Origin of the sequence: Amycolatopsis sp. NPDC006125 (assembly GCF_040614195.1) — a bacterium.
In the GTDB taxonomy this organism is placed as follows: Bacteria; Actinomycetota; Actinomycetes; order Mycobacteriales; family Pseudonocardiaceae; genus Amycolatopsis_E; species Amycolatopsis_E tucumanensis.
Genome location: NZ_JBEXTZ010000013.1, coordinates 56,787 through 82,049, shown reverse-complemented (window position 1 = coordinate 82,049; position 25,263 = coordinate 56,787). Strand labels below are relative to the sequence as shown.

Here is a 25,263-nt window from a genome sequence, read left to right as displayed (position 1 = left end):
GTGGATCCCATCGTGCAGACGCGTTCCGGTGCCGTTCGTGGCGTGGCTGACGGGGTGGTCAGCTCCTTCAAGGGCATTCCGTTCGCCGGGCCGTTGACCGGTCCCGCGAGGTTCCAGGCGCCCGCCGAGCCGGAGCCGTGGGACGGGACGCGTGATGCGGTCCGCTTTTCGGCCTCGCCGCCGCAGGGGTCGCTCTTTCCCGGCATGCCGTCGGCTTGGCGGCCGGACGAAGGGGACGACTCCCTGAGCGTCAACGTGTGGACTCCGGACGCCGGCGGCAGCGGTCTGCCCGTCATGGTCTGGATCTACGGCGGCGCCTACCTGATCGGGACCGCGCGGCAGCCCGAGTACGACGGCGCCAACCTCGCCCGTGCCGGGGTCGTCGTCGTGACCTTCAACTACCGCGTCGGGCTGGAGGGGTTCGGCTGGCTGCCCGGGGCGCCCGCCAACCGGGCCTTCCTGGACCAGCTCGCGGCCCTGCGCTGGGTCCAGGAGAACATCGCCGACTTCGGTGGCGACCCGGACAACGTGACGATCTTCGGCGAGTCCGCCGGTGGCACGTCGGTCGCGGCGCTGACCGCCTCGGACGCCGGGCGCGGTCTGTTCCGCCGCGCCATCGGGCAGAGCGTCGCGCACGGGTTCCTCTCCGAGAACCGCGTCCGGCGCACCACCGAGCGCATCGCGGCGGCCCTCGGCGTCCCCGCCACGCTCGAGGGCTTCGCGCAGGTGCCGTCCGAGGCCATCCACGCCGTGCAGATGGCGCCCGGCGAGATCACGCCGTTCGGGCCGGTCGTGGACGGTGACCTGCTCACCGGCCTGCCCTGGCACAACCTGCGCGCCGAGGTCGACCTGATCGCCGGCTTCAACCACGACGAGTTCACCCTCTTCGTCGCGGGCCAGGACCTCTCCGGCGTGGACCCGGCCGCGACCGCCGACGCCGTCGGCCTGCCCGCCGGCGCCGTCGCCGAGTACCGGGCCGCCCACCCCGGCATCTCCGACGCCGACCTGCACGTCCTCATCCTGTCCGACCGCACCTTCCGCCTGCCGTCGCTGTGGTCCGCGCAGAACCACCCCGGCCGCAGCTGGTGCTACGAGCTGACCTGGCGCTCGCCCGCGTTCGGCGGGCTCCTGCGCTCCTGCCACGCGCTCGACGTGCAGCTCACGTTCGGCAACTACACCGGCCCGCTCGCGGAGATGCTGCTGGGCAACCCGGCCCCGCCCGAGGCCGACACGCTGTCCCAGGAGATCCGCAAGGCGTGGGTCTCGTTCGCCACGACCGGCGACCCGGGCTGGCCGGAGTACGACAAGGACAACCGGATCACCCGGATCTGGGACGTCCCGGTCTCGGTCACCAGCGACCCGATAGCCGCGTCCCGGCGGATCTGGGAGGCGGCGGCATGAAGTTCCAGGCGACGCTCGAGCAGAGCAAGAAGACCGCGACGGGGATCGAGGTCCCGTCCGACGTGCTGGACGGCCTGAACGCGGGCAGACGGCCGAAGGTCCGGGCCCGGCTCAACGGCTACGAGTACCGGACCAGCGTCGGCAGCATGGACGGCAGGGCGATGCTGCCGGTCAGCGCCGAGGTCCGGGCGGCCGCGGGACTGACCGCGGGCGACGAGGTCGAGGTCGAGCTCGCCGTGGACACCGAACCCCGCGTCGTGGAGGTGCCCGCGGACCTCGCCGAGGCGCTCGAAGCCGCCGGGGCGCGGGCGGCCTTCGACAAGCTCTCCTACAGCCAGCAGCGCCGGTACACGCTCGCCATCGAGGACGCCAAGACCGACGCGACCCGGCAGCGCCGCATCGCGAAGGCGGTCGAAGAACTCTCCGGCTGACTAGGCTCGGTGGTATGGCCATCGAGGTGCTGCTCGTCGACGATCACGAGGTCGTGCGGCGCGGCCTGCGGGAAATGCTGAGCGACGAACCGGACATCGAGGTGGTCGCCGAGGCGGGGAGCGCCGACGAGGCCCTCGCCGTCGCGATGCACGTGGAGCCGGACGTCGCCGTCGTCGACGTGCGGCTCGGGGACGGCGACGGCGTCGCGCTGTGCCGGGAGCTGCGGGCGCGGCCGAACCCGCCGTACTGCCTGGTCCTCACCGCGTTCGACGACGAGGAGGCCATGGTCGGTGCGATCATGGCCGGCGCATCCGGCTACCTGCTGAAACAGGTCCGCGGGCAGGACGTCGTCAACGCCGTGCGCGAGGTCGCCGCGGGCCGGTCGCTGCTCGACCCGGTCACCACCGCCCGCGTGCTGGACAAGCTGCGCCACCCCGCCGAGGACGAGCTGGCGAGCCTCACCGACCGGGAGCGCACGGTGCTGGAGCTGATCGGCGAGGGCCTGTCCAACCGGGAGATCGCCGAGCGCCTGTTCCTCGCCGAGAAGACCGTGAAGAACCACGTCACGTCGGTGCTGTCGAAGCTGGGCATGCAGCGCCGCACACAGGCGGTGGCGTGGGTGGCGCGGCGCGCCAAGTAGTTCAGGCCAGCTGGTAGCCGCGACCGGGCCGGACCAGTGCGGCGGCCAGTCCGATCGCCGCGCCGAGCACCGTGTCCACCAGCCGGTCCGCGGTGACGGCGACCGTGTCGACCGGCGCCGACATCGAGCCGAGCAGCAGCACCAGCGGCGTCACGAACACCATCGCGAGCGCGTAGTTGCGGATGACGGTCAGCTCCGCGCCGAGCAGCGCGACGACGATCACCGCGAGCTTCACCGGCTGCGGCAGGTCCAGCGTCAGCAGCAGCGCGGCCACCAGGACGCCGGCGACCGTGCCCGTGACGCGCTGCACGAACCGGTGCATCGTGTGCTGCAGGTGGGTGGCCTGCAGCACCGCGGCCGCCGCGACCGTCGCCCAGTACGGGTGCCCGAGCCCGAGCGCGTGTGCGAGCAGACCGGCCGCCAGCACCGCGGCGAACACCTTCACCGCGCGCGGCCATTCGTGCGACGAGCGGTCCACCGCGGCCCGCAAGCCCGCGCGCCACGACGTCGTCCGGTCGCCGTCGTGGTCGAAGAACAGCCACCCGGACAGCGCGACCACCCACGCGACGAGCGCCCCCGCGGCCGCGGCGCCGACCTGCGCGGCGACACCCGGCCAGCTGACCGGGAACGCCGACGTGGTGCCCGCGGCGAAGACGAACATGAGCCCGCCGGGCGGGCCCGACCGGATACCGTCCGTGACCAGTTTCGCCACCGCGGCGACCGCCGCGACCAGGATCGCGATCGGCAGCGGACCCCACCCGGCGGCCGACGCCGCCCCGCCGAGGCCGACCGCGAGCGTCAGACCTGCGCCGATCACGGCGAGCAGCCGGGCCCTCACCGGGTACGGCTCGAACCGGGCGTGCACCGCGGTCATCCCGCCGAACGCCGCGGCGGGCGCCAGCTCGGTGTGCCCTGCGATCACAACCGCGACCAGGACTATGTTCGCCCCGGTCATGGCCCGTAACGCGGACACCAGCGCCCGGTCGACTGGGCGCAGGCGCCACCAGCCGCGCGGCGAGAGTGCGCGGAACAGGTCGTGGCGGCCGAAATCATTCACGAGTAAAATACTACCGAACGATTCGTGTACGAAGGAGCTCAGCGGTGAGTGATCTCGTCGACAGAGTGCGGCGCCAGTGGCTGGACGTGCACCCCGGCCTCGACACGACCGGGATGGCGGTCGTCGGCCGGGTGCTGCGGCTCGCGTCGCTGATCCGCCGCGCGACCGACGACCTCCTGCTGGCCAACGACCTGAACCGCGCCGAGTTCGACGTGCTGTGCGCGCTGCGGCGCAACGAGGTGCTCAACCCGGGCCAGATCAGCCGCGAGATGCTGTCCTCGGGCGCCGCGATCACCAAGCGGCTCGACCGCCTGGAACGGCTGGGCCTGGTGTCGCGGACGGCGAGCGAACGCGACCGGCGCGTGGTGCAGGTCCGGCTGACCGAGCTGGGCGTCCAGCTGATCGACGAACTGCTGCCCACCCACCTCGAAGGCGAAAAGGCCGCGCTGGCCAACCTGCAGCCGGAGCAGCAGGAAGAACTGGCCCGGCTGCTCAAGGTGATGCTGGAAACCGTCGAAGGCGTCAGCTGAGGCTCAAGCCTGCTCGGAGTCCCGCGGCGCCGCGATCACGCCTCAGGCCTGCTCGGCTTCCCGCAGCGCCTCGATCACGCTGCTCAGGTGCTGCCGGATCGCCGCGGCGGCCGCGGCCGCGTCGTGGGCGCAGATGGCGTCGATGATCGCCAGGTGCTCGGGCAGCGACACCGACGGCCGGCCAGGGCGCATGGCCAGCCGGAACTGGTGCCGGACGCTCTGCGCGCGCAGCCGCTCCAACACCTGGCCCGCCGTGTGCTGACCCGAAATTTCCCGCACCCGGCGGTGCAGCTCCTGGTTCAGCCCCGAGTACCCCATGACGTCCCCGGACGCCACGGCCTTGCGCATCGCCTTGCCGAGGGCCTTCAGCTCGCCGATCTCCTCGTCGCTGATGCGCTCGGCGGCCTTCTCCGCGCACAGGCTCTCCACGACCATGCGCACCTCGGAGATCTCGATGGCCTCCTCCAGCGACACCGCCCGGACCCGCGCGCCGCGGTTCTGCACCCGCTCGACCAGGCCCTCGTTGGCGAGTTCGAGCAGCGCGATGCGGACGTTGGCGCGGCTCGCGGCGAACTGGGCGGACAGGTCGGCCTCGACCAGCCGCTGGTTCGGCACGAACTCGCCGCGGATGATCGCCTCCCGGATGGCGTCCACCACCGGCTTCTCGATCTCGGCCCGCTCTCCCACGCCCGCTCCCCACACGCTTTGTTGACAATTTTGTCGAGCACATCGTCTACTCGGATGGTAGTCGGTGTCGAGGAGGAGTCCGCAATGTCCGATGAGCCACCCGTCGTCGCCATTCTCGGCCTCGGGGAAGCGGGCAGTGAATTCGCCCGCGACCTGCGCGCGGCCGGCGCCGTCGTGCGCGGCTACGACCCGGTGGTGCCGTCCGGGTTCGACTCCGAGTCCGACGCCGCCGAGGGCGCGGACCTGGTGCTCAGCGTGAACAGCTCGGCCGCTGCCGTCGACGCGCTGCGGGCCGGTCTGCCGAAGGTCAGCGGCGTCTGGGCGGACCTGAACACCGCCTCGCCCGGCAAGAAGCGCGAGCTCGCCGCGATCGCCGCCGAAGCCGCCATCGACTTCGCCGACGTCGCGATCATGGCTCCGGTCCCCGGCCGCGGCCTGCGGGTGCCGATGCTCGCGAGCGGTCCGGCTGCCGAGGCGGTGTCGAAGCTGCTCGGCGCGCTGGGGGCGACGGTCGAGGTGCTGCCCGGCGAAGCCGGCGTGGCCGCGGAACGGAAGCTGCTGCGGAGCGTGTTCTTCAAGGGCATGTCCGCCGCCGTGGTCGAGGCGCTGGAAGCCGCCCGCGCGGCGGGGGTCCAGGACTGGCTGCACGGGGTGATCGTCGAGGAGCTGACCCGCGCCGACGAGTCCACTGTGGAGCGGCTGGTGACCGGCAGCGTCAAGCACGCGAAACGCCGCACCGCCGAAATGGCCGCCGCCGCGGAGATGCTGGGCGAGCTGGGCGTCGCGGCCGACGTGGCGGCGGCGTCGCGTGATCAGCTGGCGCGCTTGTCCAGCGGCAGCTCGAACGCCACCAGCGTGCCCAGGCTGGGCGAGGAGTTGAGGTAGAACTTCCCGCCCGCGCGCTTGGCGCGTTCCTCCAGGTGCCGCAGGCCGCGGGTCTGCACGTCCTGCGGCACGCCGGCGCCGTTGTCGCGGACCCGCAGCTTCACGCCGTCGTGGTCGCGCACCAGCGTCACCCTGGTCTCGCTGGCCCCGGAGTGGCGGACCACATTGGACAGTGCCTCGCGCAGCGCCGCCCGGATGTGGTCGGCCCGCTCGGCCGGGATGTCGGCCAGCTCGCCGGACAGCTCCAGCGTGGGCGGGAACCCGAGCAGCTCCCCCGCGATCCGCACCTCCGCGCGCGCCGACTCGGCCAGGTCGGTGGCCGCGGGTTTCTCCGCCGTCTCCGGTTCCGGCGACCGCAGCTCGCGCACGGTGTGCCGGATCTCCTCGATGGTCTGGTCGAGCTGGTCGATCGCCTCGCCGAGCCGGGTCGCGTCGGTCGAGGCGAACCGCTTGCGCATGCGGCGGCGCACCCGGTCCAGCTGCATGCCCGCCGCGTACAACCGCTGCACGATCACGTCGTGCAGCTCGCGGGCGATGCGCTCGCGCTCCTGGTAGAGAGTGATCCGGTGCCGGTCGTTGGCGGCCTCGGCCAGCGCCAGCACGACGCCGACCTGCGCAGCGAACGCGGTCAGCACCTCGACCGTCGCCTCGTCGAACGGCCGCCCGGACCGCTCCCGGTACACCGCCAGCGCGCCGAGCACCCGGCCGCCGGAGCCGAACGGCGCGGCCGCGAACGGGCCGAAGCGGCGCAGCTCGGACGGCACGTACGGTGCCGTGCGCGGGTCGGTGGTCATGTCGTCGGCCACCACCGTGACACCGCCGCGGGCGACCTGCCCCGCCGCGGATTCGGCGGGCAGCACGACGCCGCGCGGGTCCTCGTGGTGGCTGCCGTGGGCGGCCTCGACGGACACCTTGCCGTCGTCCGCGCGGACCATCACCAGGCACAGATCGGCCCCGGCGAGCTCGGCGGCCTTGTGCACCACCGAATCGAGGACCGCGTCGGGGTCGCCGCCGGACAGGGCGGCGGTGGTGATCTCCGTGGCCGCGGACAACGCGCGGGCGGCGAGGGTGGGTTCCATGAGCAGGGTCAAGCGTAGCCGCCTTCCAGGGCGGGCTCCCGCACGCTGACGCGCCCGTCACCCACCTCGACGACCAGGTCGGCCTCGGCCGCCTCCTCGGGGTGGTGGGTCACGTGCACGACCGTGCGGCCGGCCAGCGCCGCGCGCAGGTTGGCCCACAGCCGCCGGGCGGTCGGCTCGTCGAGGTGCGCCGTCGGCTCGTCGAGCAGGACGAGATCCGCGTGCGGCGCCGCGACCAGCGCCCGCGCGACCGCGAGGCGCTGCGCCTGCCCGCCGGACAGGCCGCTGCCCGCGCCGCCGAGCACGGTGTCCAGCGGCAGGTCCAGGCAGGCCAGGCGCAGGGCTTCGCGCAACCGGTCGTCGTCGGCGTGCGGATCGGCCAGCCGCAGGTTCTCCGCGACGGTCGTGGACACCAGCTGCGGTTCCTGCGGCGCCCAGGCGACCTCGGCGGCGGTGGTGAGACTTCCGCGCTGGGCGGGCAGGAACCCGAGCAGCGCGGCGAGCAGCGTCGACTTGCCCGCGCCCGACGGGCCGACGACGGCGACGTGCGCGCCGGCCGGGATGCGCAGGTCGACGTCCCGCAGCACCGGTGCGGTCCAGCCGATGTCGGCGTGCTCGAACGCGATCGGCCCGGTCGGCACCGGCGGCTGCGGCCGCGCGCGTTCGACGTCGGCGATCCGGGCCATCGAGGTGCGCAGCGGGTCCCAGTGCTGGGCCACCGGCGGCAGCGTCGCGAGGACCTCCGCCAGTGCCAGCGGCACCAGGGCCAGGACGGGCGCGAGCACCGGGTCGATGCCGGAGCCCGCAGCCAGACCGACCCCGGCGACCGCGGCCGCGCCGGTCACCAGCGTGATCAACGCGTCGGCCGCGCCCGCTCCGAAGGCCTGGCGCCGCGCCTGGTGCACCAGCCGCTCATCGGCCTCCGCCAGCTCGGCGCGGCGCCTGCGGTGCGCGCCGGACACGATCAGCTCGGCCGCCGACTCGAACAGGCCGAGCACCCGGGCGCTCACCGTCCGGCGCCCCTCGGCGAGCACGGTGGTCGCCCGGCGCTCCAGCCGCAACGCGAGCGCGGGCGCGGCGAGGGCCCCGACCAGCACGGCGACGGCGAGCACGAGCCCGGCGGCCGGCAGCAGGACCGTCTGCACGGCGATCGCCCCAGCCAGCACGAGCACCGCGACCAGCGGCGGCGTGACCACGCGCGGCAGCAGGTCGCGGACCGTGTCGACGTCGGCGACCAGCCGCCGCTGCCCCTCGCCGAACCGCAGGCCGAGCGCGCGGGCGGGCCCGAGCCGGACCAGCCCGCGCCACAGCCGGACCCGCAGCTGCCCGGCGATGCGGAACGCGGCGTCGTGCGTGATCAGCCGTTCCAGGTACCGCAGTGCCGCGCGGCCGAGCCCGAAGGCACGCACCCCGACGACGGCGACGGTCAGCGTCAGGATCGGCGGCTGGAACGAGGCCTTGGCGATGAGCCAGCCCGAGGTCGCGGTCAGCGCCACGCCGGCCAGCAACGCGAGCGCGCCGACCGCGGCGCCGCCGAGGAACCGCCGGCTCACCACGCCGCGCAACGTCTGTGTCTGCGCCTCCGCGGTGGTCGTGGTGTGCGGCGCGGGTGCCACCGCGTGGGTGACCGCGACGTGGTTGTCCCGGTGGTGCGCGGCGAGGAGGACCGCGGTGCCCAGCGGCAGTGTCGACGCGATGGCGGCGTCGACCAGTGCGGCGTTGGCGGCGTCCTGGTGCGCGGTGGGCTCGTCGAGCAGCAGGAGCCAGGCGCCGTGCCGGACCCGCAGCAGCGCCCGTGCGACCGCGACCCGTTGCCGCTGGCCGGTGGACAGCTCGTGCACCGGCGCGTCGGCCAGGCCGGCGAGGTTGAGTTCGATGAGCAGCGCGTCGACCTCGACCGGGTCCGGCGGCTCCTCGACCGCCAGGTCCAGCTCGGCCCGTACGGTGCCCCCGGTGAACGCCGGGTTCTGCGGCACCCACGCGATGTCCCGGCGGAAGGCCGACATGTCGACCTCGCTCAGCGGTAGACCGTCGACCAGCACCGTCCCCGCGGACGGCCGCACGAAGCCCAGCAGGACGGCGAGCGTCGTCGACTTGCCGGCGCCGCTCGGCGAATCGAGCCGGGTCAGCGTGCCCGGCCGCAGCGTGAACGTCTCGCCGTCCGGCGCGTACCCGCCGCGGCGCGCCACCCGCAGCCCCTCGACCCGCACCTCGCCGCGGCCGGGGATCGCGGTGCCTTCCGGCGTGACCGGTTCGGCGAGCACGTCGGTGACGCGGCGGACCGCCTCGACCCCGTCCTCGCTGGCGTGGAAAGCCGCGCCCACCGCGCGCAGCGGCTGGTAGCACTCCGGCGCGAGGATCAGCACGCCGAGTCCGATCGCGAGCGACAGGTCGCCGCCGACCAGCCGCACGCCGATGACCACGGCGACCAGCGCGACCGACAGCGTCGCCGCCAGCTCCAGCACGAACGCCGAGGAGAACGCGACCTTCAACGTCTTCAGGGTCGCCTGCCGGTGCTTGTCGGACACCCGCCGCACCGCCTCGGCCTGCGCCTCCGCGCGGCGGAACGCGGCCAGCACCGGCAACGCGCGCACGAGTTCCAGCAGGTGGCCGGACATCCGCTGCAGCGCGTCGCTCGCGGCGGCCGAGCGGTCGGCGGTGTACTTGCCGACGAGGATCGCGAACATCGGCAGCAACGGCACGGTCAGCGCGATGATCACCGCGGACGGCCAGTCGGCGAACAACACCGCCGCGCCCGCGCCGAGGGGCACCACCGCGGCGGTGACCAGCGCGGGCAGGTAGTCGGTGAAGTAGGCGTCGAGCGCGTCCAGGCCCTTGGTGGTGAGCGTCGTCAGCTCGCCCGGCCCGCGCCGCGCGATCCACTCCGGACCGAGCCGCAGCGCGTGGTCGACGACCTTCGCCCGCAGTTCCTCCTTGGCCCCGGCCGCGGCGCGCGCGGCGACCACCCGCAGCGCCCACGCGATCAGCGCACGGGCGACGACGGCACCGGCGAGGGCGGCCAGTCGACCGGCGCCGACGCCGTGCCCGGCGACCACCGCCGCGCAGACCGAAGCCAGCAGGAAGGCCTGCGCGACCAGCGCCGCGGCGTTGCCGAGCGCGAGCAGACCGGAGAGGGCGAGCGCCCGGCGCGCGGCCGCGGACAACAGGGGCAGCGCGCCGAGCGGACCCTTTCCCGGACGCGTGGTGTCCGTTGTGGACACCGGTGCGGGAAGGACGGAGCGTCCGGGAAAGTTCATGGGGTGTGCACCGGCGGGATGTGGGCGGCGCTGATCCGCTTGCGGAACACCCAGTACGTCCAGCCCTGGTAGACCAGCACGGCCGGGGCGCCGAACGCGCCGACCCAGGTGATCACCTCGAGCGTGTACGGGCTGGACGCGGTGTCCGCGACGGTCAGCGAGTTCGCCGGGTCGAGCGTCGAGGGCAGCACGTCCGGGTAGAGCGCGCCGAACAGGGTGACCACGGCCGCGGCGATCGTGACGCCGAGCGCGGCGAAGGCCTGCCCGTCCCGGTCCGCCACCAGCTTGCGCCAGGCGACCACCGCGGCCACCGCCGCGACGCCGAGCGCGACGAGTGTCCACAGTGCACCCTCGCGCCACTGGACGACCGCCAGCAGGGCGAACAGCGGCACCAACGCGACCGGCAGCGCGCGGATGGCGAACAGCCGCGCCCGTTCCCTCAGGTCGCCCGCGGTTTTCAGGGCCAGGAACGCCGCGCCGTGCACCAGGGCGAACCCGACGACGGCGAGCCCGCCGAGCAGCGTGTCCCAGCGGACCGACTCGAACGCGCCGCCGATCCGGTTGCCGTGCTCGTCGAGCGGCAGCCCGAGGATCGTGGTCGTCAGGATCAGCCCGACGCCCAGCGGCGGAACCCACGAGCCGATCATGATGACTCGGTCCCAGTTGCGCCGCCAGCGCTCCGAGTCGACCTTGCCGCGGTACTCGAACGCGACGCCGCGGCCGATGAGCGCCAGCAGCACCAGCAGCAACGGCAGGTAGGTGGCCGAGAACAACGACGCGTACCAGCCCGGGAAGGCGGCGAACATCGCGCCCGCCGCGACGATCAGCCAGACCTCGTTGCCGTCCCACACCGGGCCGATCGTGTTGATCATGACCCGCCGCTCGGTGTTGTCGCGGCCGAGGATCGGCAGCAGCATGCCGACGCCGAAGTCGAAGCCCTCCAGGAACAGGTACCCCAGCCAGAAGAGCACGATGATGCAGAACCAGATGGTTTCCAGGGTCATGGCCGTTCCCTAGTAGGCGAAGGCAAGCTCATCCTTGCCCTCCTGGTCGTGATCGGTCTTGGGCGGAATGACGCCCTCGATGCCGCCGCGCACGTACTTGCGGATCAGGAACACCTCGACCACGCCGAGCACGGCGTACAGGGTGGTCAGCGCGATCAGCGAGGTCCACACCTCACCGGTGGAGATCCGCGACACGGCCTGCGCGGTGAACATCCAGACACCGTCCACACCGGACGGGTTGGGCACCACGACGAACGGCTGCCTGCCCATCTCGGTGAAGATCCAGCCCGCGCTGTTCGCGATGAACGGCGTCGCGATGCTCAGCAGCGCCAGTCGCGGGAACCACTTGGTGTCCGGAATCTTGTTCTTGCGCGTCAGCCAGAGCGCCAGCAGCCCGGTGCCCGCCGAGATCGCGCCGAAGCCGATCATGATCCGGAAGCCCCAGTAGGTCACCGGGAGGTTCGGCACGTAGTCGATCGGCTTGCCCGCCAGCTCGCCGAGCGCCGGGTCGTCCGGGTAGTTCGTGCCGTAGCGCGCCTGGTACTCGGTCACCAGGTCCTGGACGCCCTTGACCTCGGTGGTGAAGTCGCTGTGCGCCAGGAAGGACAGCAGCGCGGGCACGTTGAACGTCTTGACGTCCTCGCAGTTCTCCGAGGTGACGTCGCCGATCGCGATGATCGAGAAGCTGGCCGGCTGCTCGGTGTGGCAGAGCGCCTCGGCCGAGGCCATCTTCATCGGCTGCTGCTCGAACATCAGCTTGCCCTGGACGTCGCCGGTGATGGCGAGCACGGCGAACGCGACGATCCCGGTCCAGCCGCCGAGGCGGATCGACGACCGCCACACCGCGCGGTGCTCGTCGTCGGTCTTGCGCTTGCGCCACAGGTGCCAGGCGGCGATGCCGACGAGGAACGCCGCGGCGACCGAGAACGCGCCGGCGATGGTGTGCGGGATCGCGGCGAGCGCGGTGTTGTTGGTGAGCACCGCCCAGATCGAGTTGAGCGTCGGCTTGCCGTCGACGATCTCGGCGCCGACCGGGTGCTGCATCCACGAGTTCGCGGCGAGGATGAAGTACGCCGAGGCGATCGTGGCCAGCGAGAACGCCCAGGCGCAGGCCAGGTGCACCTTCTTCGGCAGCCGGTCCCAGCCGAAGATCCACAGGCCGAGGAACGTCGACTCGACGAAGAAGGCGACCAGGCCCTCCATCGCCAGTGGCGCCCCGAACACGTCACCGACGAAGCGGGAGTAGGCGTTCCAGTTCATCCCGAACTGGAACTCCTGGACGATGCCGGTCACCACGCCCATGGCGAAGTTGACCAGCAGGAGCTTCCCCCAGAACTTGGTCATCTTGTAGTAGCGCTGCTCACCGGTGCGGACCCAGGCGGTCTGCATCCCCGCGACGAGGACCGACAGTCCGATGGTGAGCGGGACCATGAGGAAGTGGTAGACGGTGGTGATCCCGAACTGCCACCGCGCCAGCTGGAGCACGTCCACGTCATTCAGACTGCTCTGTTCCCTCGCCGGGCATCAGGTCCCGGGGTCCTGATCTTGCCGGGACCTAGGTCCCGGTCACCGACACGGCTTTGACAAGCGGGGCGATCGTTCCGTATCTTCCGGATTAGCCGGGGCGGTCGCCCCGCTTCTGGAGGAAGTCATGAACGAGCTGGTACTGGTCACCGGAGCCACCGGGCAGCAGGGCGGGGCGGTCGCGCGGCGGCTGCTGGCCGACGGCTGGCGGGTGCGGGCGCTCACTCGCGACCCGGCACGGGCCCAGGACCTGGCGGCGGCGGGCGCCGAGGTGGTGCGCGGCGACCTGGAAGACGAGGCTTCGGTGGCCGCCGCGGTGGCGGGCGCCTACGGCGTGTTCAGCGTGCACCCCGGACCGCTGGCGCCCGGACAGGACGAGGTCCGCGCCGGGAAACTGCTCATCGACGTCGCGCGGCGGGCCGGCGTACGGCGCCTGGTCTACAGCTCGGCCCTCGCGGCCGACGTGTTCCAGGCAGCGAAGTGGGAGGTCGAGCAGCACCTGGCGGCGAGCGGGATGCCGTACACGATCCTGCGGCCGTCGTCGTTCATGGAGAACTACCTGAACCCGCTGTTCGGCCTGCGGGACGGCGCTCTGCGGACCGCGCTCGCGCCGCACGTCCGGCAGCAGCTGATCGCACTGGACGACATCGCCGCGTTCGCCGCGGACGGGTTCGCGGGGCGGCTCGACGGTCGCACGCTGACCCTCGCCGGGGACGCGCTGACCCCGGGCGAGGTGGCCGCCGCCATCAGCGCGGCGATCGGCGTCACAGTGCCCTACGAACAGCTCCCGATCGACGAGTTGCGCCGCGTGAATCCACGCTTCGCCCAGGGTTACGAATACCTCAACAACAACCCCGAGCCGCCCGTCGACATCGCCGCGCTACGAGCGCTCCTACCAGCGCTGACGACCTTCGCCCAGTGGCTGGAGCGGACCGGTTCTGCCCAGCTCAAGGCAGGTTTCGGCGCAACGAAGAAAAATCTGCGCCCGAGCCAGAAATAATTCTGGCGAACCGAAAACCGGCAATTCGCGAAACCGATCTGCTGGTAATTGCCGGAGCTCCCCTTTATCGTTGCAGTGAAAGGGGAGTGGAAATCACCGTGAGTACCGCACTGCTGGCACTGCTCAGCGCGTACGTCCTTGTCCTGGCCGTGGAGCTGCCGGACAAGACGATGATCGCCACCCTCGTGCTGACCACCCGCTTCCGCGCGTGGCCGGTCCTGGTCGGGGTTTCCCTGGCGTTCGCCGTGCAATCCACGATCGCGGTGCTCTTCGGCCGCGCGCTGACGCTGCTGCCGGAGAGCCTGGTCGCGGCGGTCGTCGCCGCGTTGTTCGGGCTCGGGGCCTTCCTGCTGCTGCGCGAGGGCTTCTCGACGGCCGACGAGAGCGGCGAGGACGCGGCCCGGCAGGGCGTGAAGCCGGTGACCTTCCTGCGCTCGGCCGCCACCTCGTTCGGCGTGCTGTTCGCCGCCGAATGGGGCGACGCGTCCCAGCTGGCGACCGCCGGGCTGAGCGCCCGGTACGGCCATCCGCTGATGGTGGGCGCCGGCTCGCTGCTCGCGCTGATCACGGTGGCCGCGGTCGCGGTGTTCATCGGGCACAAGGTACGCGGCCGGCTCAAGCCGAAGCTGCTGCAGCGCATCGCCGGGTTCGCGTTCGCGGTGTTCGCGCTGCTGGCGGTCGTGCAGGCGTTCGTCTAGGCGGTCAACGCGATCGTGGCCCGGCGGGCCGCGGCCAGCACGTCCTCGCGGCTCGCGTCCGTCCGCTGAGCGGACAGCAGCGCGGCACCCACGGTGTCGAACGCCATCCACACCAGCAGCCGGTCGGCCGGGGTCGCGTCGCCGGGCACGAGCAGGTCGACGACCTGCTCGAACTCCGATCGCACGTCGGTGCCGTCGTCGAGCAGGTTCCGCAGCACGGGACCGTTGGCGTGCATCAGCCGCATGCCGTCGAGCCGCTCGGGCGTCGTGCCGTCGATCCAGCGCAGGGCGGCGCGACGCACCAGATCGGGTGACGCCGGCTGCGCGCGGATCCACTCGACCAGCTCGGCCAGCTCCTTCCGGCGTTCGGTCAGGAGGCTCGTGACGATCGCCTCCTTGCTCGGGAAGTGGTAGTAGAGCGCCGACTTCGTGATGCCGAGCGCGGTGCTGATGTCCCTGGTCGAGGTGCCCTCGTACCCCTTCTCGATGAACAACCGCAGCGCGACGCGCAGGATCTCGGCTCGCGTCTCGGCGCCGCTGCGCCGGTCCTCCCTCGTGGCCATGCGCCCAGTCTAGTTGCTGACCGACCGCCCGTTCAGCTAGCCTATTCACTGACCGACCGCCCGTTCAGTAGATAGGAGAAGTAACCATGACTGCACGAATCGCGATCATCGGAGCCGGCCCCGGCGGCCTCCTCTGCGCCCGCGTCCTCCAGCGCCACGGCATCGAGGTCACCGTGTACGACGCCGACGCCGCCGTGGACGCCCGGGACGCGGGCGGCAGCCTCGACCTGCACGCCGACACCGGGCAGATCGCCATGTCCGACGCCGGGCTGCTGGACGAGTTCCTGGCGCTGTCCCGCCCCGAGTCACAGGCCGGGAGCCGGCTCGACCACCACGGCACGGTCATCAAGGCCTTCGTGCCCGCCGACGACGACCTCGCCGCCCCGGAGATCGACCGCGGCCAGTTGCGCGCGCTGCTGGCGGCGCACGTCGAACCCGGCACCGTCCACTGGGGACACAAGCTGGCGCGCGCGGAACCGCTCGGCGGGGGCAGGCACCGGCTGGAGTTCGCCGACGGCTCGGCCACCGAGACCGACCTGGTGATCGGCGCCGACGGCGCCTGGTCCCGGGTCCGGCCGCTGGTCACCGACGCCACCGCGCAGTACACCGGCGTCAGCTTCCTCGACGTCCGCTTCGACGACGTCGACACCCGCCACCCCGGCGTCGCCGCGCTGACCGGCCCCGGGCAGATGTTCGCCAACGACGGCGACGGGCACGGCATCATCCTGCAGCGCAACAGCAACGGCCACATCCGCGGCTACCTGGTCGTGCGCGGCGACCGCATCGCGCTGCACGACCCCGAGGCGCTGAAGCGCTTCCTGCTCGGCGAGTTCGCCCACTGGGCCGGCGTCTTCCGGCCTGCGCTGACCGACTGGGACGCCGTCGTCGAGCGGCCGATCCACGTCCTGCCCGCGCCGATGACCTGGCCGCACACCCCGGGCGTGACCCTGCTCGGCGACGCGGCGCACGTGATGGCCCCGTTCGGCGGGTTCGGCGCGAACCTCGCCCTGCTCGACGGCGCGGAACTGGCGCACGCGATCGCGGCGGAGCCCACCCTGGACGCCGCGATCACCCGCTACGAGAAGGGCATGCTCGCGCGGGCCGGTGAACTCGCGGTGGGCGCCAACCAGGCGCTTCAGGAGTTCGTCACCTCGGCCGACCCGGACGACGCGCCGGACCACGAGGCCGAGCACCGGCAGTACGAGGCAGCGGCCGCCGAGTACCGCCGCACCCGTTAGTCCCCGCGCAGGACCTCGGCGACCGCGGCGGCGGCCGCCACCACCTGGGGGCCCACCGCGTCCGCGTTGAGCGGCCCCAGCGCGATCACCCCGACCGCCGCGCGCAGGCCTGGCACGCCCCGCACCGGCGCGGCGACACCCGAGGTTCCGCGCTGTGGTTCGCCGGTGACCGCCGCCCAGCCGCGACTGCCGCGACGCAGGGTCAGCGCTTTCCCGGCCGCGCCGACACCGATCGGGTGGCGCGCGCCGACCCGGTAGGACACGTGGAAATCGGTCCACGACGGCTCCACCGTGACGACCGGCTCGACCAGATCACCCTCGGCGATCGACAGGTAGGCGGTCGCGCCGGCCTTCTCCGCCAGCTCGCGCAGAGCCGGTCGGGCCGCCTCGCGCAGCTGCGGGACGACCTGACCGGCCAGCCGCAGCACGCCGATGCCCAGCCGGACCTTGCTGCCGTCGCGCCACACCAGGCCGCGCGCGGACAGCGGCACCAGCAGCCGGTAGACCGCCGCGCGGCTGGCGCCGATCGCGGTCGCCAGCTCCGAGATCGTCGCCGCGTCACCGTCGGCGTCGGCCACGGCCTGCAGCAATGCGAGGCCGCGGTCGAGGGTCAGCGAGCCTTCGGCGCTCACTACAGCAGGCCGAGCGCCTCGAGGTCGGCGACCGGAGCCTCGAAGCTGTCGCAGGCGTAGGACGCGAAGAGCGCGCGCACCGCCTTCGCGGCGGGCTCGGACAGCGACTTCGCCTCCGCGGCGAGTGCCTCGCCGTCGGTGGAGGCGAGCGCTTCGCGGACGTCCCCGCCGGACAGGCTGCGCGCCACCGCGACGAGCAGGTTCAGGAAGCCGTGGTGGGCGATGCCGTTGTCCGGGTCGTCGTGCCGGACCGCGCGGTGCAGGCTGTTGGTGGCCTTGAAGGAGGCGCCGGGCGAGCCGGACAGGACGGCGAGGAAGTCGGCGACCTCGTCGACGCTGGGGAAGTTCTCGCTGGACTGGCCGCCGCAGCGGATCTTGGGCCAGCTGCCGTGCTCGATCACCCGCCGCACGCCGTCCAGCCAGCCGACCCCGCGCCGCGGCTCGACCACGCGGATCACGTCCTCCGGCACGAACTCCGAGACGCGCTCCAGCCACACCTCGTCGACGTCCGAGGGCGCCGGCATCTCGACCATGCGCAGCGACAGCAGCTCACTGCGGGACTCGACGATCGAGATCGCCTTCGGCACGCCGCCGAGACCGGTGTCGATGATCAGCGACAGCGGCAGCGGCTGCTTCGGCTTGATCTTGATCAGCTCGGTGATCAGCTCCGGCAGGCGGGAGGCCTGGCACAGGAACACACCGAGCAGGCCCGCGTGGTCGCCCTCGCGGCCGGCCAGGTAGTTCCGCAGCGCGTCCGGCATGGTGGCCGTTCCGGGCGGGAAGAGCGCCGAGTCGTCTACGAGCCGCGCGAAGAGGGGCGGAATTCCGCGGGGGCCGGGGGGCGTGAGTTCCACAGCGCTTGACACATGGGACACGCTAGTAGCGTACGGGAACCGGACAAACGCGTACGCCCCCCGGACAGTTCACCGGAGGTTCACCACCGCGAGAACGGGATACCCGGGCAGCCCGGCCACCACCCGGCGGCCCCGCTCCGGCACGCCGAGCACCCACAGGCGCTGCGTGTCGCGCACGTTGACCAGCAGGTCGAGCGGCACCCGCGGGAACCGGACCACCGCTTCGCCGTCGGGGAGCATCACGCGGCCGGTGGCTTTGCCGACCGCGCCCGAGGTGCCCGGCGTGATCGCGGTGTCGAGCGTGGCGTGCAGTTCCTGCCAGGGCTGCTCGCGCACGGCCGAGGACAGGGTGGCGACGCGGACCGGCATCAGCAGCCCGGTCACGGCGTAGACGACCGCGAGGATCATCGTGAACGTGCGGGTGCCGGGCAGGTCGGAGGCGAGGTTGCCCAGCGCCCAGATCCCGGCGGCCAGCAGCACGAAAGACCCCGCCATCCCCCACGACCGCTGCCGGACCTCGCGCAGGAACGTGGTCACCACCGGGTCCCGCAGGGCCGCCACCATCGGCCGCGGCTGCTCGGCCGATTCCACCGAGCCCGGCTCGGGTGCCGTCCGGATGCGGCCGAACCGGCCGTTGATCCCGCCCGGCAACCCGACGAGCACGCGGCCGCGCGGGTCGGGGCCGATGAAGTAGAGGCGCCGCAACCCGGCCAGCAGGACCCGCTTCGACGCAGGCAGCCGCACGACCAGCCACCGCGGCTCGGGACCGGGCAGCGCGACGCTGACCTTCGACCCGGCCACCAGCAACTGCCCGGGGCCGGGGGTGAGCAGGACCACCGGGTGCGCGAGCAGCCTCCGGCAGGGCAGCACCCGGAAGAACAGCAGCCACAGCTGCGCGACGGTGACCGCGGCGAGGATCGTCGCCAAGCCGGCCGAGAGCGGGCCGGGGTCCAGCGCCACCACCGCAGCGCCCGCCATCACGTAGACGACCATCGAGTTGATCAGGCGGTTGCGCTGCTTGGTCACGATCTCGACGTCGAGCGAGTCCGCCGCGGCCGGTTCGCCGTGGCGCGGCTCGTGGACGAGGACGCGCTCCTGGGTGGGTTCCACACCTCCGAGTCGATCAAGCGGCCACCGGCGTTACCCGTCAGTCCAACCGGACCTGGCCGAGCACCGGGTGACCGGGCACCCCGGCCGCGAGCTTGCGGCCCCGCTCCGGTGCGCCGAGCACCCACAGCCGCTGCGTCTCGCGCACGTTGACCAGGAGGTCGAGCGGCTGGCGGCCGAACCGGACCCGCGCGACCCGCCCGTCCGGCAGGGTCACCCGCCCCATCGTGTTCCCGGTGCCCGTGGCTTGTGGTTCGACCGGCGTGTCCAGGGTGACGCCGAGTTCGGTCCACGGCTGGGTGCGCACCGCCCGCGCGATGCTCCGCACCTGCAGCGGCCGGGCGACCCCGAGCAACGCGTAGGCCACGCAGAACACGGCCGTCACGCCGTTCGGGCGCGGGAAGCCGAACGCCTCCGCGCCCGCTTCGGTGAGCACCCACACGAACGCGCCGGCGACCAGAAAGGCCGTGGACACGAGCGCCGCCCGGAGCCGGAGTTCACGGACGAACGCGATCACCACCGCGTCCGGTGCGACCTCGTCGGGCGCCCGGGAGCCGGGCGCGGGTGCGGTCCGCACGCGGCCGAACTGCCCGATGATGCTGCCCGGGACCCGCAACACGAGCCGGCCGCGCGCGTCCGGCCCGAGCATGAACACGCGGCGCTCGCGCGCCAGCAGGAGCCGCTTCGAGCGGGGCATCCGCGCGACGACCCAGCGCGGCTGCGGCCCGGGCAACGCGATGCTCACCGTCCGGCCCGACACCAGCAGGTGCCCCGGCCCCGGCGTCAGGACGACGGCGGGCATCCGGAGCAGCCGGCCCAGCGGCCGGGTCCGGCAGGCCAGCGTCCACACCGACAACGCCGCCAGCACGGTGAACACCGCGGTCACCGTCCAGACCGCGGGACCGGTGAGCCGGAACAGGACCGCCAGTGCGACCGGGAAGGCGTAGAACACGCTCGACGTGATCAGACGACCACGGGTCTTCTCGACGATCTCGACCTCGAGTGGATCGGTCGCCGCCGGTTCGCCGAGGTGCGGCTCGTAGACACGCTGCCGGGTGAATTCCACGGTCCGCCAGTCGGAGTGGCAACGGGGAACGTTACTGATCCACTTCCCTTCCTCCGTCACTCAGGTTAGGCTCACCTAAGTAGGAGGTGGTGGCCAGTGACCGAGATCCGACGTCCGCCCGCACCCAGCCCCGCCGAGCGTGCGAAGACCATCGCCGTGCGGAACGGCCCCGGCGCGCTGCTGCCGACCGCGGGCGATCCGACCGGCAGCGACCGCGTGGTGCCCGAACTGCACCACGTCCACCCGAGCGGCAGCGTCAGCGTCCTGCTGCCGGACGACCACCCGCTGCTGACCCGCACCCGCGAGGCGGACCGCGGCGAGCTGGCCGTCGTGTTCGAACTCGCCGACCACGCGCCCGTCGACCTGCGGGAACCCATCCGCGGGCTGCTCTGGATCACCGGCTGGCTGCGGCACCTCAGCCCGGAGTCGGCCCGCGCCAGGGCACTGTCCATCGCCGAGACGCGGCCCGATCCGCGCCTGCTGGACCTCGGCCACGGCCTGAGCCTGCTGCGGCTCACGCCGGCCTCGCTCGTCCTCGCCGACGCCGAGGGCACCCACTCGCTGCGGCCGCACTTGTTCTCCGCCGCCGCGCCGGACCCGTTCGCCGGCTACGAGTCCGGCTGGCTGCGGCACCTGGAGACCGACCACGCCGACGTCGTCGGCCAGCTCGCCCGGCACATCCCCGAGGAGCTGCGCGGCGGCCGGATCCGCCCGCTCGGCCTGGACCAGTTCGGGCTGCGGCTGCGGGTCGAGTCCGGCGACGGCGACCACGACGTGCGCCTGGCCTTCGCCAAGCCGGTGCACAGCCCCGCCCAGCTCAGCACCGAGCTGCGGCGCCTGGTGGGCTGCCCGTTCCTGGCGCGGAACCAGGTGCGCGTGCAGCCCTAGCCGAGCTCCGGCGGGAAACCGCCGGTGGCGATCGGTCCCCACCGCTCGATCGTCACGCGGATCAGGCTCTTGTTCTGCTTGACCATCGCCTCGCGGTACTCGTCCCAGTCCGGGTGCTCGCCCGAGATCGACCGGAAGTACTCCACCAGCGGCTCGACCGCCTCGGGCACGTCCAGCACCTCGGCCGTGCCGTCGAACTGCACCCACGGCCCGTTCCAGTCGTCGGAGATCACGCACGCCGAAACGGCCGGGTCGCGGCGGGCGTTGCGGGTCTTGGCGCGCTGCGGGTAGGTCGCCACGACGAACCGGCCCTCGGGGTCGATCCCGGCGGTGACGGGCGACAGCTGCGGCGTGCCGTCGGCGCGGGTGGTCATCAGGATCGCGCGGTGCCGGGGGCGGAGGAACTCCAGCAGTTCGGCGCGGTCGACGCGGTCAGCGGTCGCAATCTTGGCCATGTCTCCAGACGGTAGCGTGCGGACGTGCTCAGCTCCTGGCTCCGCCCCGAACGTCCCGCGATGCCCGAACCCGTGGACGCCGGGACCGCGCGGCGGCTGAAGATCGAGCTGGTGGTCGTCTTCTCGATCACGCTCGGCCTGTCCGGCGCGCGCAGCCTGCTGTCGCTGATCGACTCGCTCCTGCAGCCCGAGCCGCTGTCCGACCAGCAGGTCGCGCTGAACGTCCCGCAGCGCGCCGCCGACCTGCTGGACCTGCTCGCCCAGCTGCTGTCCGCGGTGCAGCTCGTCGGGTGGGGCGCGCTCGGCGCGTACCTGCTGTGGCGCGGCGGGATGAAGCTGGCCGAGGTGGGCCTGGACCGCACCCGCCCCGGCCGGGACGTGCTCTGGGGCGCGGGGCTGGCGGCGTTGATCGGCATCCCCGGGCTGGTGCTGTACTTCGTCGGCTGGCAGCTCGGCTTCAACCTCGCCGTCGTCCCGTCCCGGCTGGACGACACGTGGTGGCGCCCGATCGCGCTGACGCTGTCCGCGTTCGGCAACGCCTTCGCCGAGGAAGTCCTGGTGGTCGGGTACCTGCTGACCCGGCTGCGGCAGCTGGCCTGGCGCGAGAACACCGCGTTGTTCGCCGCCGCCGTGCTGCGCGGGTCCTACCACCTCTACCAGGGCTTCGGCGGGTTCGTCGGCAACCTGGTGATGGGACTGGTGTTCGGCCGCGTGTGGCAGCGGACCAACCGGCTGGTGCCGCTGATCGTCGCGCACACCCTGCTCGACGTGGTCTCGTTCGTCGGGTACTCGCTGCTCCGCGGACACGTCAGCTGGCTGCCCTGAACAGGCACTCAGCGCACTACGCTCAGCGCGTGACCACCAAAACCCCCAGGGTGGACAGCGAGGTCGGGCCGCTGCGCGCCGTCCTGCTCCACCGGCCGGGCAACGAGCTCACGAGGCTCACCCCGCGCAACAACGACAAGCTGCTGTTCGACTCGATCCCGTGGGTCGGCCGCGCCCAGGAGGAGCACGACGCGTTCGCCGAGGTGCTCCGCGGCCGCGGCGTCGAGGTGCTCCTGCTGGCCGAGGTGCTGCGCGAGGCGCTCACCGATCCGCGCGCGCACGCCGCCGGGGTGCACGCCGCGGTCGACGACCGGCGCCTCGGCGAGGACCTGGGGGACGCGCTGCGCTCGCACCTGTCCGGTGTGGACGCCGCCACCCTGGCCGAGGTCCTGATGGCCGGGCTGACGTTCGAGGAGCTGCCCGCCGCCGATGGCGCGTCGCTGGTGCGCAAGATCCACCACCCGCACGACTTCGCGGTCGACCCGCTGCCGAACCTGCTGTTCACCCGCGATTCGTCGGTGTGGATCGGCGACCGGGTGGCGATCTCGTCGCTGGCCATGCCCGCCCGCCGCCGCGAGACCGCGCTGCTCGACCTCGTCTACGCCTACCACCCGCGGTTCTCCCACGCCTCGCGCGCGTACGGCGCCCACTCGGCGCCGGTCGAGGGTGGCGACGTGCTGCTGCTCGCGCCGGGCGTGCTGGCCGTCGGCATCGGCGAGCGCACCACGGCCGCAGGCGCGGAGTCGCTGGCGCGCTCGCTGTTCGCCGACGACATCGCCCACACCGTGCTCGCGGTCCCGATCGCACAGGCCCGAGCCACGATGCACCTGGACACCGTCTGCACGATGGTCGCGCCGGACGCCGTGGTGATGTACCCGCTGGCCCGCGACGAGCTGGTGGCCTTCACGCTGCGCCCGGACGGCGACGGCTCGCTGCGCGTGGACGGCCCGGAGCCGTTCCTGCACGCGGCGGCCGAGGCGATGGGCATCGAGAAGCTGCGGGTGATCGACACCGGGCTGGACCCGGTGACCGCGGAACGCGAGCAGTGGGACGACGGCAACAACACGCTGGCGCTCGCGCCCGGTGTGGTGGTCGGCTACGAACGCAACGTGGAGACCAACGCGCGGCTGGCGGACGCCGGCATCGAGGTGCTCGCCATCGCCGGTTCCGAGCTGGGCTCCGGCCGGGGCGGGCCGCGTTGCATGTCCTGTCCCGTTGTCCGTGACCCGATCGGGTAATTAGGAAAGGCTAAGCTGAATTAGTACGTCCTAAATAAGTACTTCCTAATCTCGGTAAGCCTACCCAAACGAAATCGGAATCACCAGGGCCAAGGGGTTAACGATCAGCAAAATGGCCTATTCTTGAGTCATGGCGATGCTGAAGAAAGAACCGCGCTCCAAGTTCTACGAGCTCCTGCAGCAGCAGGTGCAGAACGAGTTCCACGCTTCCCAGCAGTACGTGGCGCTGGCGGTCTGGTTCGACAACGCGGACCTGCCCCAGCTGGCCAAGCACTTCTACCGCCAGGCGGTGGAGGAGCGGAACCACGCGCTGGCGATCGTGCAGTACCTGATCGACACCGATCACCACGTGGACATCCCGCCCACCGGCGAGGTCCGCAACGACTTCGCGGAGCCGCTCGAACTGGTCGAGCTCGCGCTGGAGCAGGAGAAGGAGGTCACGGCCGACTTCCGCACCCTGATGAAGGCCGCCCGCGCCGAGGACGACTACCAGGGCGAGCAGTTCCTCCAGTGGTTCCTCAAGGAGCAGGTCGAGGAGGTGTCGCAGATGTCCACACTGGTCAACGTGGTCAAGCGCGCCAACGGCAACATGTTCGAGGTGGAGACCTGGCTGGCCCGCGAGTCCGTCGGCGACGACGGCGCCTCCGACATGCCGCCGGTCGCCGGTGGCGCCCTGTAGGACCGCCATACCGCGGAGCGCACGAGAGCCCGGGCCGCGGCCCGGGCTCTTTCGCGTCAGCAGCCGGGCGGGGCGACCAGTTCCCAGTGCACGACGGTTTCCGCGGAATCGACGTAAAACGTGTAGTTGGCGCCCGATCCGGCGGCGGCGCTGTAATTCCCCGCACCGGCCGTCAGATCAGGATAGGCATTCCTCAGTTCGGTCACCGTGGAACCGGTGCCCACCTTTTCCGGAGTGCGCGCGCCGGTCGCGGTGAAGACCACCACTCCCCCGGTCGGCGAAATCGTCACCGACGCGACGTTCGCCGTGCCTTCGGTGAGCCGGTAGGTGGTGCATTCGGCAGGCGCCGTACCGGCGTCGGCGAGCAGCCCGGTCGCCTTGGCCTCGTCGAAGGTCATCCCCAGCCGCAACGGTCCGTAGCCGGTGGGGCCGAGCACCACCGCCGCGGGCTCGGGGCGCACGGTCGTGCGGCTGCTGCTCGACGGCGCAGGCGTGGACGTGCCGGCCGGCGGCGGCGCGGGCAGGACCGTGGTGGTCGACGACGGCGGGGGCGGCTGGGTGGGCAGTTCGGAGAACGACGGCGGCACCACGACCGGCCCGGGCGCTTCCGAGGTCGTCGTGGGGGCGGTGGTCGTGGGCTGGGCGGCCTGGTGGACGCCGGGGTCGTGGCGCTCGGCGACGAGACCGGCGGTGACGAGCAGGGCGGCGGTGAGGACACCCCCGGAGGCGGCGACGGCGGTGCGGCGGCGACGGCGACGGCGGGCGCCGCGGACGATGGCGCTCTCGGCGCCCGGCGCGGGCGTGATCGCCAGCCGGTCGTCGTCGAACAACCGCCGCAGCTCGTCGCCGAGCTCGTCGTCGGGGTTCACCAGTCGTCCCTCCCTCCGGAGATCGAACCGATCTTGGTCCGCAGCGTCGCGATCGCCTTGCTGGCCTGGCTCTTGACCGTGCCCGCGCTGACGCCGAGCGACGCGGCGATCTCGGCCTCGGACAGGCCCTCGTAGTAGCGGAGCACGATCACCGCGCGCTGGCGCGGCGGCAGCTCGCGCAGGGCCTGCCACAGCGGCTCGTGCTCGAACGGGTCCACCGGTTCGGCGGTGCGCTGCTCGGGCAGGTCGGCGACCAGGCTCTCCCGCTTCAGGCGCCGCCAGCGGCTGATGTGCGCGTTCGCCATCGCACGGCGCACGTAGGCCAGCGGGTCGGCCGTCTTGCGTTGCACGTGGGTCCAGCGGGAGCCGATCTTCTCCAGCACGGTCTGCACCAGGTCGGCTGCGTCGTGCGGGTTGCCGGTGAGCGCGTGGCCGTATCGGAGCAGCCCGGGCAGGCTCGCCTGGACGAACTCTCCGAAGTCCGCCAGCTCCTCGCTCACCGCTGACCCCCTCCCCGCCGCGCGGCCGCCTCCCCAGGCGATGGCCGACGCGGCCGAGGTCACCGTATCGCCTCCCTCGACCGTGTGTCTTACCCCTTCGCCGAGTCCACGCATGACGGCCCCCTCAGGTTGTCCGGCGCGCTCTGAGGTGGACG

Annotated in this window: 26 protein-coding genes; 12 read left to right on the top strand and 14 right to left on the bottom strand. The window is 72.6% G+C overall.

All coding sequences use genetic code 11. From position 1 onward, the window contains the following. From ABZ193_RS09705 to ABZ193_RS09695, 3 genes are read left to right on the top strand one after another with little or no spacing between them, the layout of a single operon-like run. The gene (locus tag ABZ193_RS09705) at window positions 1–1,401 is read left to right on the top strand and encodes a carboxylesterase family protein (RefSeq protein WP_354709546.1); all 1,401 of its coding nucleotides are present in this window, start codon (window positions 1–3) and stop codon (window positions 1,399–1,401) included. After that, window positions 1,398–1,832: a YdeI/OmpD-associated family protein gene (locus ABZ193_RS09700; protein ID WP_237337494.1), complete on the top strand. Its 435-nt coding sequence runs from the start codon at window positions 1,398–1,400 to the stop codon at window positions 1,830–1,832. The genes ABZ193_RS09705 and ABZ193_RS09700 overlap by 4 nt, the downstream gene beginning before the upstream one ends. Before the next feature lie 14 nt (window positions 1,833–1,846). Continuing rightward, the gene (locus ABZ193_RS09695; RefSeq protein WP_017986145.1) at window positions 1,847–2,473 is read left to right on the top strand and encodes a response regulator transcription factor; all 627 of its coding nucleotides are present in this window, start codon (window positions 1,847–1,849) and stop codon (window positions 2,471–2,473) included. Window position 2,474: 1 nt separating this feature from the next. Here the strand turns inward: ABZ193_RS09695 and ABZ193_RS09690 are convergent, their stop codons facing one another. Beyond that, window positions 2,475–3,530, bottom strand: a complete 1,056-nt coding sequence (locus tag ABZ193_RS09690; protein ID WP_237337493.1) for an FUSC family protein — start codon at window positions 3,528–3,530, stop codon at window positions 2,475–2,477. A gap of 44 nt (window positions 3,531–3,574) precedes the next feature. Between ABZ193_RS09690 and ABZ193_RS09685 the strand changes: the two genes are divergently transcribed. Beyond that, a complete protein-coding gene (locus ABZ193_RS09685) occupies window positions 3,575–4,060 on the top strand; it encodes a MarR family transcriptional regulator (protein ID WP_354709545.1) in 486 nt (161 codons plus the stop codon). A gap of 42 nt (window positions 4,061–4,102) precedes the next feature. Here the strand turns inward: ABZ193_RS09685 and ABZ193_RS09680 are convergent, their stop codons facing one another. After that, on the bottom strand, window positions 4,103–4,747 hold the full coding sequence (locus tag ABZ193_RS09680; RefSeq protein WP_020416394.1) for a GntR family transcriptional regulator: 645 nt from the start codon (window positions 4,745–4,747) through the stop codon (window positions 4,103–4,105). A gap of 84 nt (window positions 4,748–4,831) precedes the next feature. Between ABZ193_RS09680 and ABZ193_RS09675 the strand changes: the two genes are divergently transcribed. Further along, complete coding sequence (locus ABZ193_RS09675; RefSeq protein WP_354709544.1) at window positions 4,832–5,632, top strand: DUF1932 domain-containing protein; 801 nt, start codon at window positions 4,832–4,834, stop codon at window positions 5,630–5,632. Here the strand turns inward: ABZ193_RS09675 and ABZ193_RS09670 are convergent. Genes ABZ193_RS09670 through ABZ193_RS09655 form a run of 4 tightly spaced genes read right to left on the bottom strand, consistent with a single transcriptional unit; the run spans window position 5,560 to window position 12,463 of the window. Then, window positions 5,560–6,711 (bottom strand): GAF domain-containing sensor histidine kinase, encoded by a 1,152-nt coding sequence (locus tag ABZ193_RS09670; protein ID WP_354709542.1) that lies wholly within the window; start codon window positions 6,709–6,711, stop codon window positions 5,560–5,562. The two genes, ABZ193_RS09675 and ABZ193_RS09670, sit on opposite strands and share 73 nt — an antisense overlap. 8 nt (window positions 6,712–6,719) lie before the next feature. Next, window positions 6,720–9,968, bottom strand: coding sequence for a thiol reductant ABC exporter subunit CydD (gene cydD, locus ABZ193_RS09665; protein ID WP_354709541.1), 3,249 nt, complete (start codon window positions 9,966–9,968; stop codon window positions 6,720–6,722). Beyond that, window positions 9,965–10,972 (bottom strand): cytochrome d ubiquinol oxidase subunit II, encoded by a 1,008-nt coding sequence (cydB, locus tag ABZ193_RS09660; protein ID WP_354709539.1) that lies wholly within the window; start codon window positions 10,970–10,972, stop codon window positions 9,965–9,967. The genes cydD and cydB overlap by 4 nt, the downstream gene beginning before the upstream one ends. Window positions 10,973–10,981: 9 nt before the next feature. Continuing rightward, the gene (locus tag ABZ193_RS09655) at window positions 10,982–12,463 is read right to left on the bottom strand and encodes a cytochrome ubiquinol oxidase subunit I (protein ID WP_354709538.1); all 1,482 of its coding nucleotides are present in this window, start codon (window positions 12,461–12,463) and stop codon (window positions 10,982–10,984) included. A gap of 160 nt (window positions 12,464–12,623) precedes the next feature. Here ABZ193_RS09655 and ABZ193_RS09650 point away from each other — a divergent pair, with 160 nt between their 5' ends. After that, window positions 12,624–13,496, top strand: coding sequence for an NmrA family NAD(P)-binding protein (locus ABZ193_RS09650; protein ID WP_354709537.1), 873 nt, complete (start codon window positions 12,624–12,626; stop codon window positions 13,494–13,496). A 110-nt stretch (window positions 13,497–13,606) separates the two neighbouring features. Further along, window positions 13,607–14,194: a TMEM165/GDT1 family protein gene (locus tag ABZ193_RS09645; protein ID WP_027935606.1), complete on the top strand. Its 588-nt coding sequence runs from the start codon at window positions 13,607–13,609 to the stop codon at window positions 14,192–14,194. On the opposite strand, the gene ABZ193_RS09640 is transcribed toward ABZ193_RS09645, so the two are convergent. Further along, a complete protein-coding gene (locus tag ABZ193_RS09640; RefSeq protein WP_020416386.1) occupies window positions 14,191–14,757 on the bottom strand; it encodes a TetR/AcrR family transcriptional regulator in 567 nt (188 codons plus the stop codon). The genes ABZ193_RS09645 and ABZ193_RS09640 overlap by 4 nt on opposite strands. Before the next feature lie 86 nt (window positions 14,758–14,843). Between ABZ193_RS09640 and ABZ193_RS09635 the strand changes: the two genes are divergently transcribed. Then, window positions 14,844–15,995: an NAD(P)/FAD-dependent oxidoreductase gene (locus ABZ193_RS09635; RefSeq protein ID WP_020416385.1), complete on the top strand. Its 1,152-nt coding sequence runs from the start codon at window positions 14,844–14,846 to the stop codon at window positions 15,993–15,995. Here the strand turns inward: ABZ193_RS09635 and ABZ193_RS09630 are convergent. The 4 genes from ABZ193_RS09630 to ABZ193_RS09615 form a co-directional block, all read right to left on the bottom strand. Beyond that, window positions 15,992–16,627, bottom strand: a complete 636-nt coding sequence (locus tag ABZ193_RS09630; RefSeq protein WP_020416384.1) for a helix-turn-helix domain-containing protein — start codon at window positions 16,625–16,627, stop codon at window positions 15,992–15,994. The two genes, ABZ193_RS09635 and ABZ193_RS09630, sit on opposite strands and share 4 nt — an antisense overlap. After that, complete coding sequence (locus ABZ193_RS09625; RefSeq protein ID WP_269462683.1) at window positions 16,627–17,481, bottom strand: hypothetical protein; 855 nt, start codon at window positions 17,479–17,481, stop codon at window positions 16,627–16,629. The genes ABZ193_RS09630 and ABZ193_RS09625 overlap by 1 nt, the downstream gene beginning before the upstream one ends. Before the next feature lie 69 nt (window positions 17,482–17,550). Further along, the gene (locus tag ABZ193_RS09620) at window positions 17,551–18,591 is read right to left on the bottom strand and encodes a hypothetical protein (protein ID WP_354709535.1); all 1,041 of its coding nucleotides are present in this window, start codon (window positions 18,589–18,591) and stop codon (window positions 17,551–17,553) included. 37 nt (window positions 18,592–18,628) lie between these two features. Beyond that, the gene (locus ABZ193_RS09615) at window positions 18,629–19,654 is read right to left on the bottom strand and encodes a hypothetical protein (protein ID WP_020416381.1); all 1,026 of its coding nucleotides are present in this window, start codon (window positions 19,652–19,654) and stop codon (window positions 18,629–18,631) included. Window positions 19,655–19,750: 96 nt separating this feature from the next. Between ABZ193_RS09615 and ABZ193_RS09610 the strand changes: the two genes are divergently transcribed. Then, window positions 19,751–20,542, top strand: coding sequence for a DUF2470 domain-containing protein (locus ABZ193_RS09610; RefSeq protein ID WP_020416380.1), 792 nt, complete (start codon window positions 19,751–19,753; stop codon window positions 20,540–20,542). Here the strand turns inward: ABZ193_RS09610 and ABZ193_RS09605 are convergent. After that, entirely contained in the window at window positions 20,539–20,997 is a 459-nt protein-coding gene (locus tag ABZ193_RS09605) for a PPOX class F420-dependent oxidoreductase (protein ID WP_020416379.1), read from the bottom strand. The two genes, ABZ193_RS09610 and ABZ193_RS09605, sit on opposite strands and share 4 nt — an antisense overlap. 60 nt (window positions 20,998–21,057) lie before the next feature. Between ABZ193_RS09605 and ABZ193_RS09600 the strand changes: the two genes are divergently transcribed. The 3 genes from ABZ193_RS09600 to ABZ193_RS09590 all read left to right on the top strand — a co-directional run bounded on the left by ABZ193_RS09600 (window position 21,058) and on the right by ABZ193_RS09590 (window position 23,739). Further along, on the top strand, window positions 21,058–21,822 hold the full coding sequence (locus ABZ193_RS09600; protein WP_020416378.1) for a CPBP family intramembrane glutamic endopeptidase: 765 nt from the start codon (window positions 21,058–21,060) through the stop codon (window positions 21,820–21,822). A gap of 50 nt (window positions 21,823–21,872) precedes the next feature. Next, on the top strand, window positions 21,873–23,060 hold the full coding sequence (locus ABZ193_RS09595; protein ID WP_027935604.1) for an arginine deiminase: 1,188 nt from the start codon (window positions 21,873–21,875) through the stop codon (window positions 23,058–23,060). Between the two features lie 130 nt (window positions 23,061–23,190). Beyond that, entirely contained in the window at window positions 23,191–23,739 is a 549-nt protein-coding gene (locus ABZ193_RS09590; RefSeq protein WP_020416376.1) for a ferritin, read from the top strand. Between the two features lie 56 nt (window positions 23,740–23,795). On the opposite strand, the gene ABZ193_RS09585 is transcribed toward ABZ193_RS09590, so the two are convergent. Both ABZ193_RS09585 and ABZ193_RS09580 read right to left on the bottom strand, forming a co-directional pair. Beyond that, a complete protein-coding gene (locus tag ABZ193_RS09585; protein ID WP_020416375.1) occupies window positions 23,796–24,608 on the bottom strand; it encodes a hypothetical protein in 813 nt (270 codons plus the stop codon). Then, window positions 24,605–25,108 carry a SigE family RNA polymerase sigma factor gene (locus tag ABZ193_RS09580; RefSeq protein WP_020416374.1) on the bottom strand — a complete coding sequence of 168 codons (504 nt, stop codon included), beginning with the start codon at window positions 25,106–25,108 and terminating at the stop codon, window positions 24,605–24,607. Before ABZ193_RS09580 ends, ABZ193_RS09585 begins: the two co-directional genes overlap by 4 nt. Between the last annotated feature and the right edge of the window lie 155 nt (window positions 25,109–25,263).

Excerpts from the sequence above, each read along its gene's own strand:
- cydB (WP_354709539.1), bottom strand. The coding sequence starts at position 10,972 with ATGACCCTGGAAACCATCTGGTTCTGCATCATCGTGCTCTTCTGGCTG.
- ABZ193_RS09600 (WP_020416378.1), top strand. The coding sequence starts at position 21,058 with ATGCCCGAACCCGTGGACGCCGGGACCGCGCGGCGGCTGAAGATCGAG.
- cydD (WP_354709541.1), bottom strand. The coding sequence starts at position 9,968 with ATGAACTTTCCCGGACGCTCCGTCCTTCCCGCACCGGTGTCCACAACG.
- ABZ193_RS09650 (WP_354709537.1), top strand. The coding sequence starts at position 12,624 with ATGAACGAGCTGGTACTGGTCACCGGAGCCACCGGGCAGCAGGGCGGG.
- ABZ193_RS09700 (WP_237337494.1), top strand. The coding sequence starts at position 1,398 with ATGAAGTTCCAGGCGACGCTCGAGCAGAGCAAGAAGACCGCGACGGGG.
- ABZ193_RS09695 (WP_017986145.1), top strand. The coding sequence starts at position 1,847 with ATGGCCATCGAGGTGCTGCTCGTCGACGATCACGAGGTCGTGCGGCGC.
- ABZ193_RS09675 (WP_354709544.1), top strand. The coding sequence starts at position 4,832 with ATGTCCGATGAGCCACCCGTCGTCGCCATTCTCGGCCTCGGGGAAGCG.
- ABZ193_RS09670 (WP_354709542.1), bottom strand. The coding sequence starts at position 6,711 with ATGGAACCCACCCTCGCCGCCCGCGCGTTGTCCGCGGCCACGGAGATC.
- ABZ193_RS09635 (WP_020416385.1), top strand. The coding sequence starts at position 14,844 with ATGACTGCACGAATCGCGATCATCGGAGCCGGCCCCGGCGGCCTCCTC.
- ABZ193_RS09590 (WP_020416376.1), top strand. The coding sequence starts at position 23,191 with ATGGCGATGCTGAAGAAAGAACCGCGCTCCAAGTTCTACGAGCTCCTG.
- ABZ193_RS09605 (WP_020416379.1), bottom strand. The coding sequence starts at position 20,997 with ATGGCCAAGATTGCGACCGCTGACCGCGTCGACCGCGCCGAACTGCTG.
- ABZ193_RS09640 (WP_020416386.1), bottom strand. The coding sequence starts at position 14,757 with ATGGCCACGAGGGAGGACCGGCGCAGCGGCGCCGAGACGCGAGCCGAG.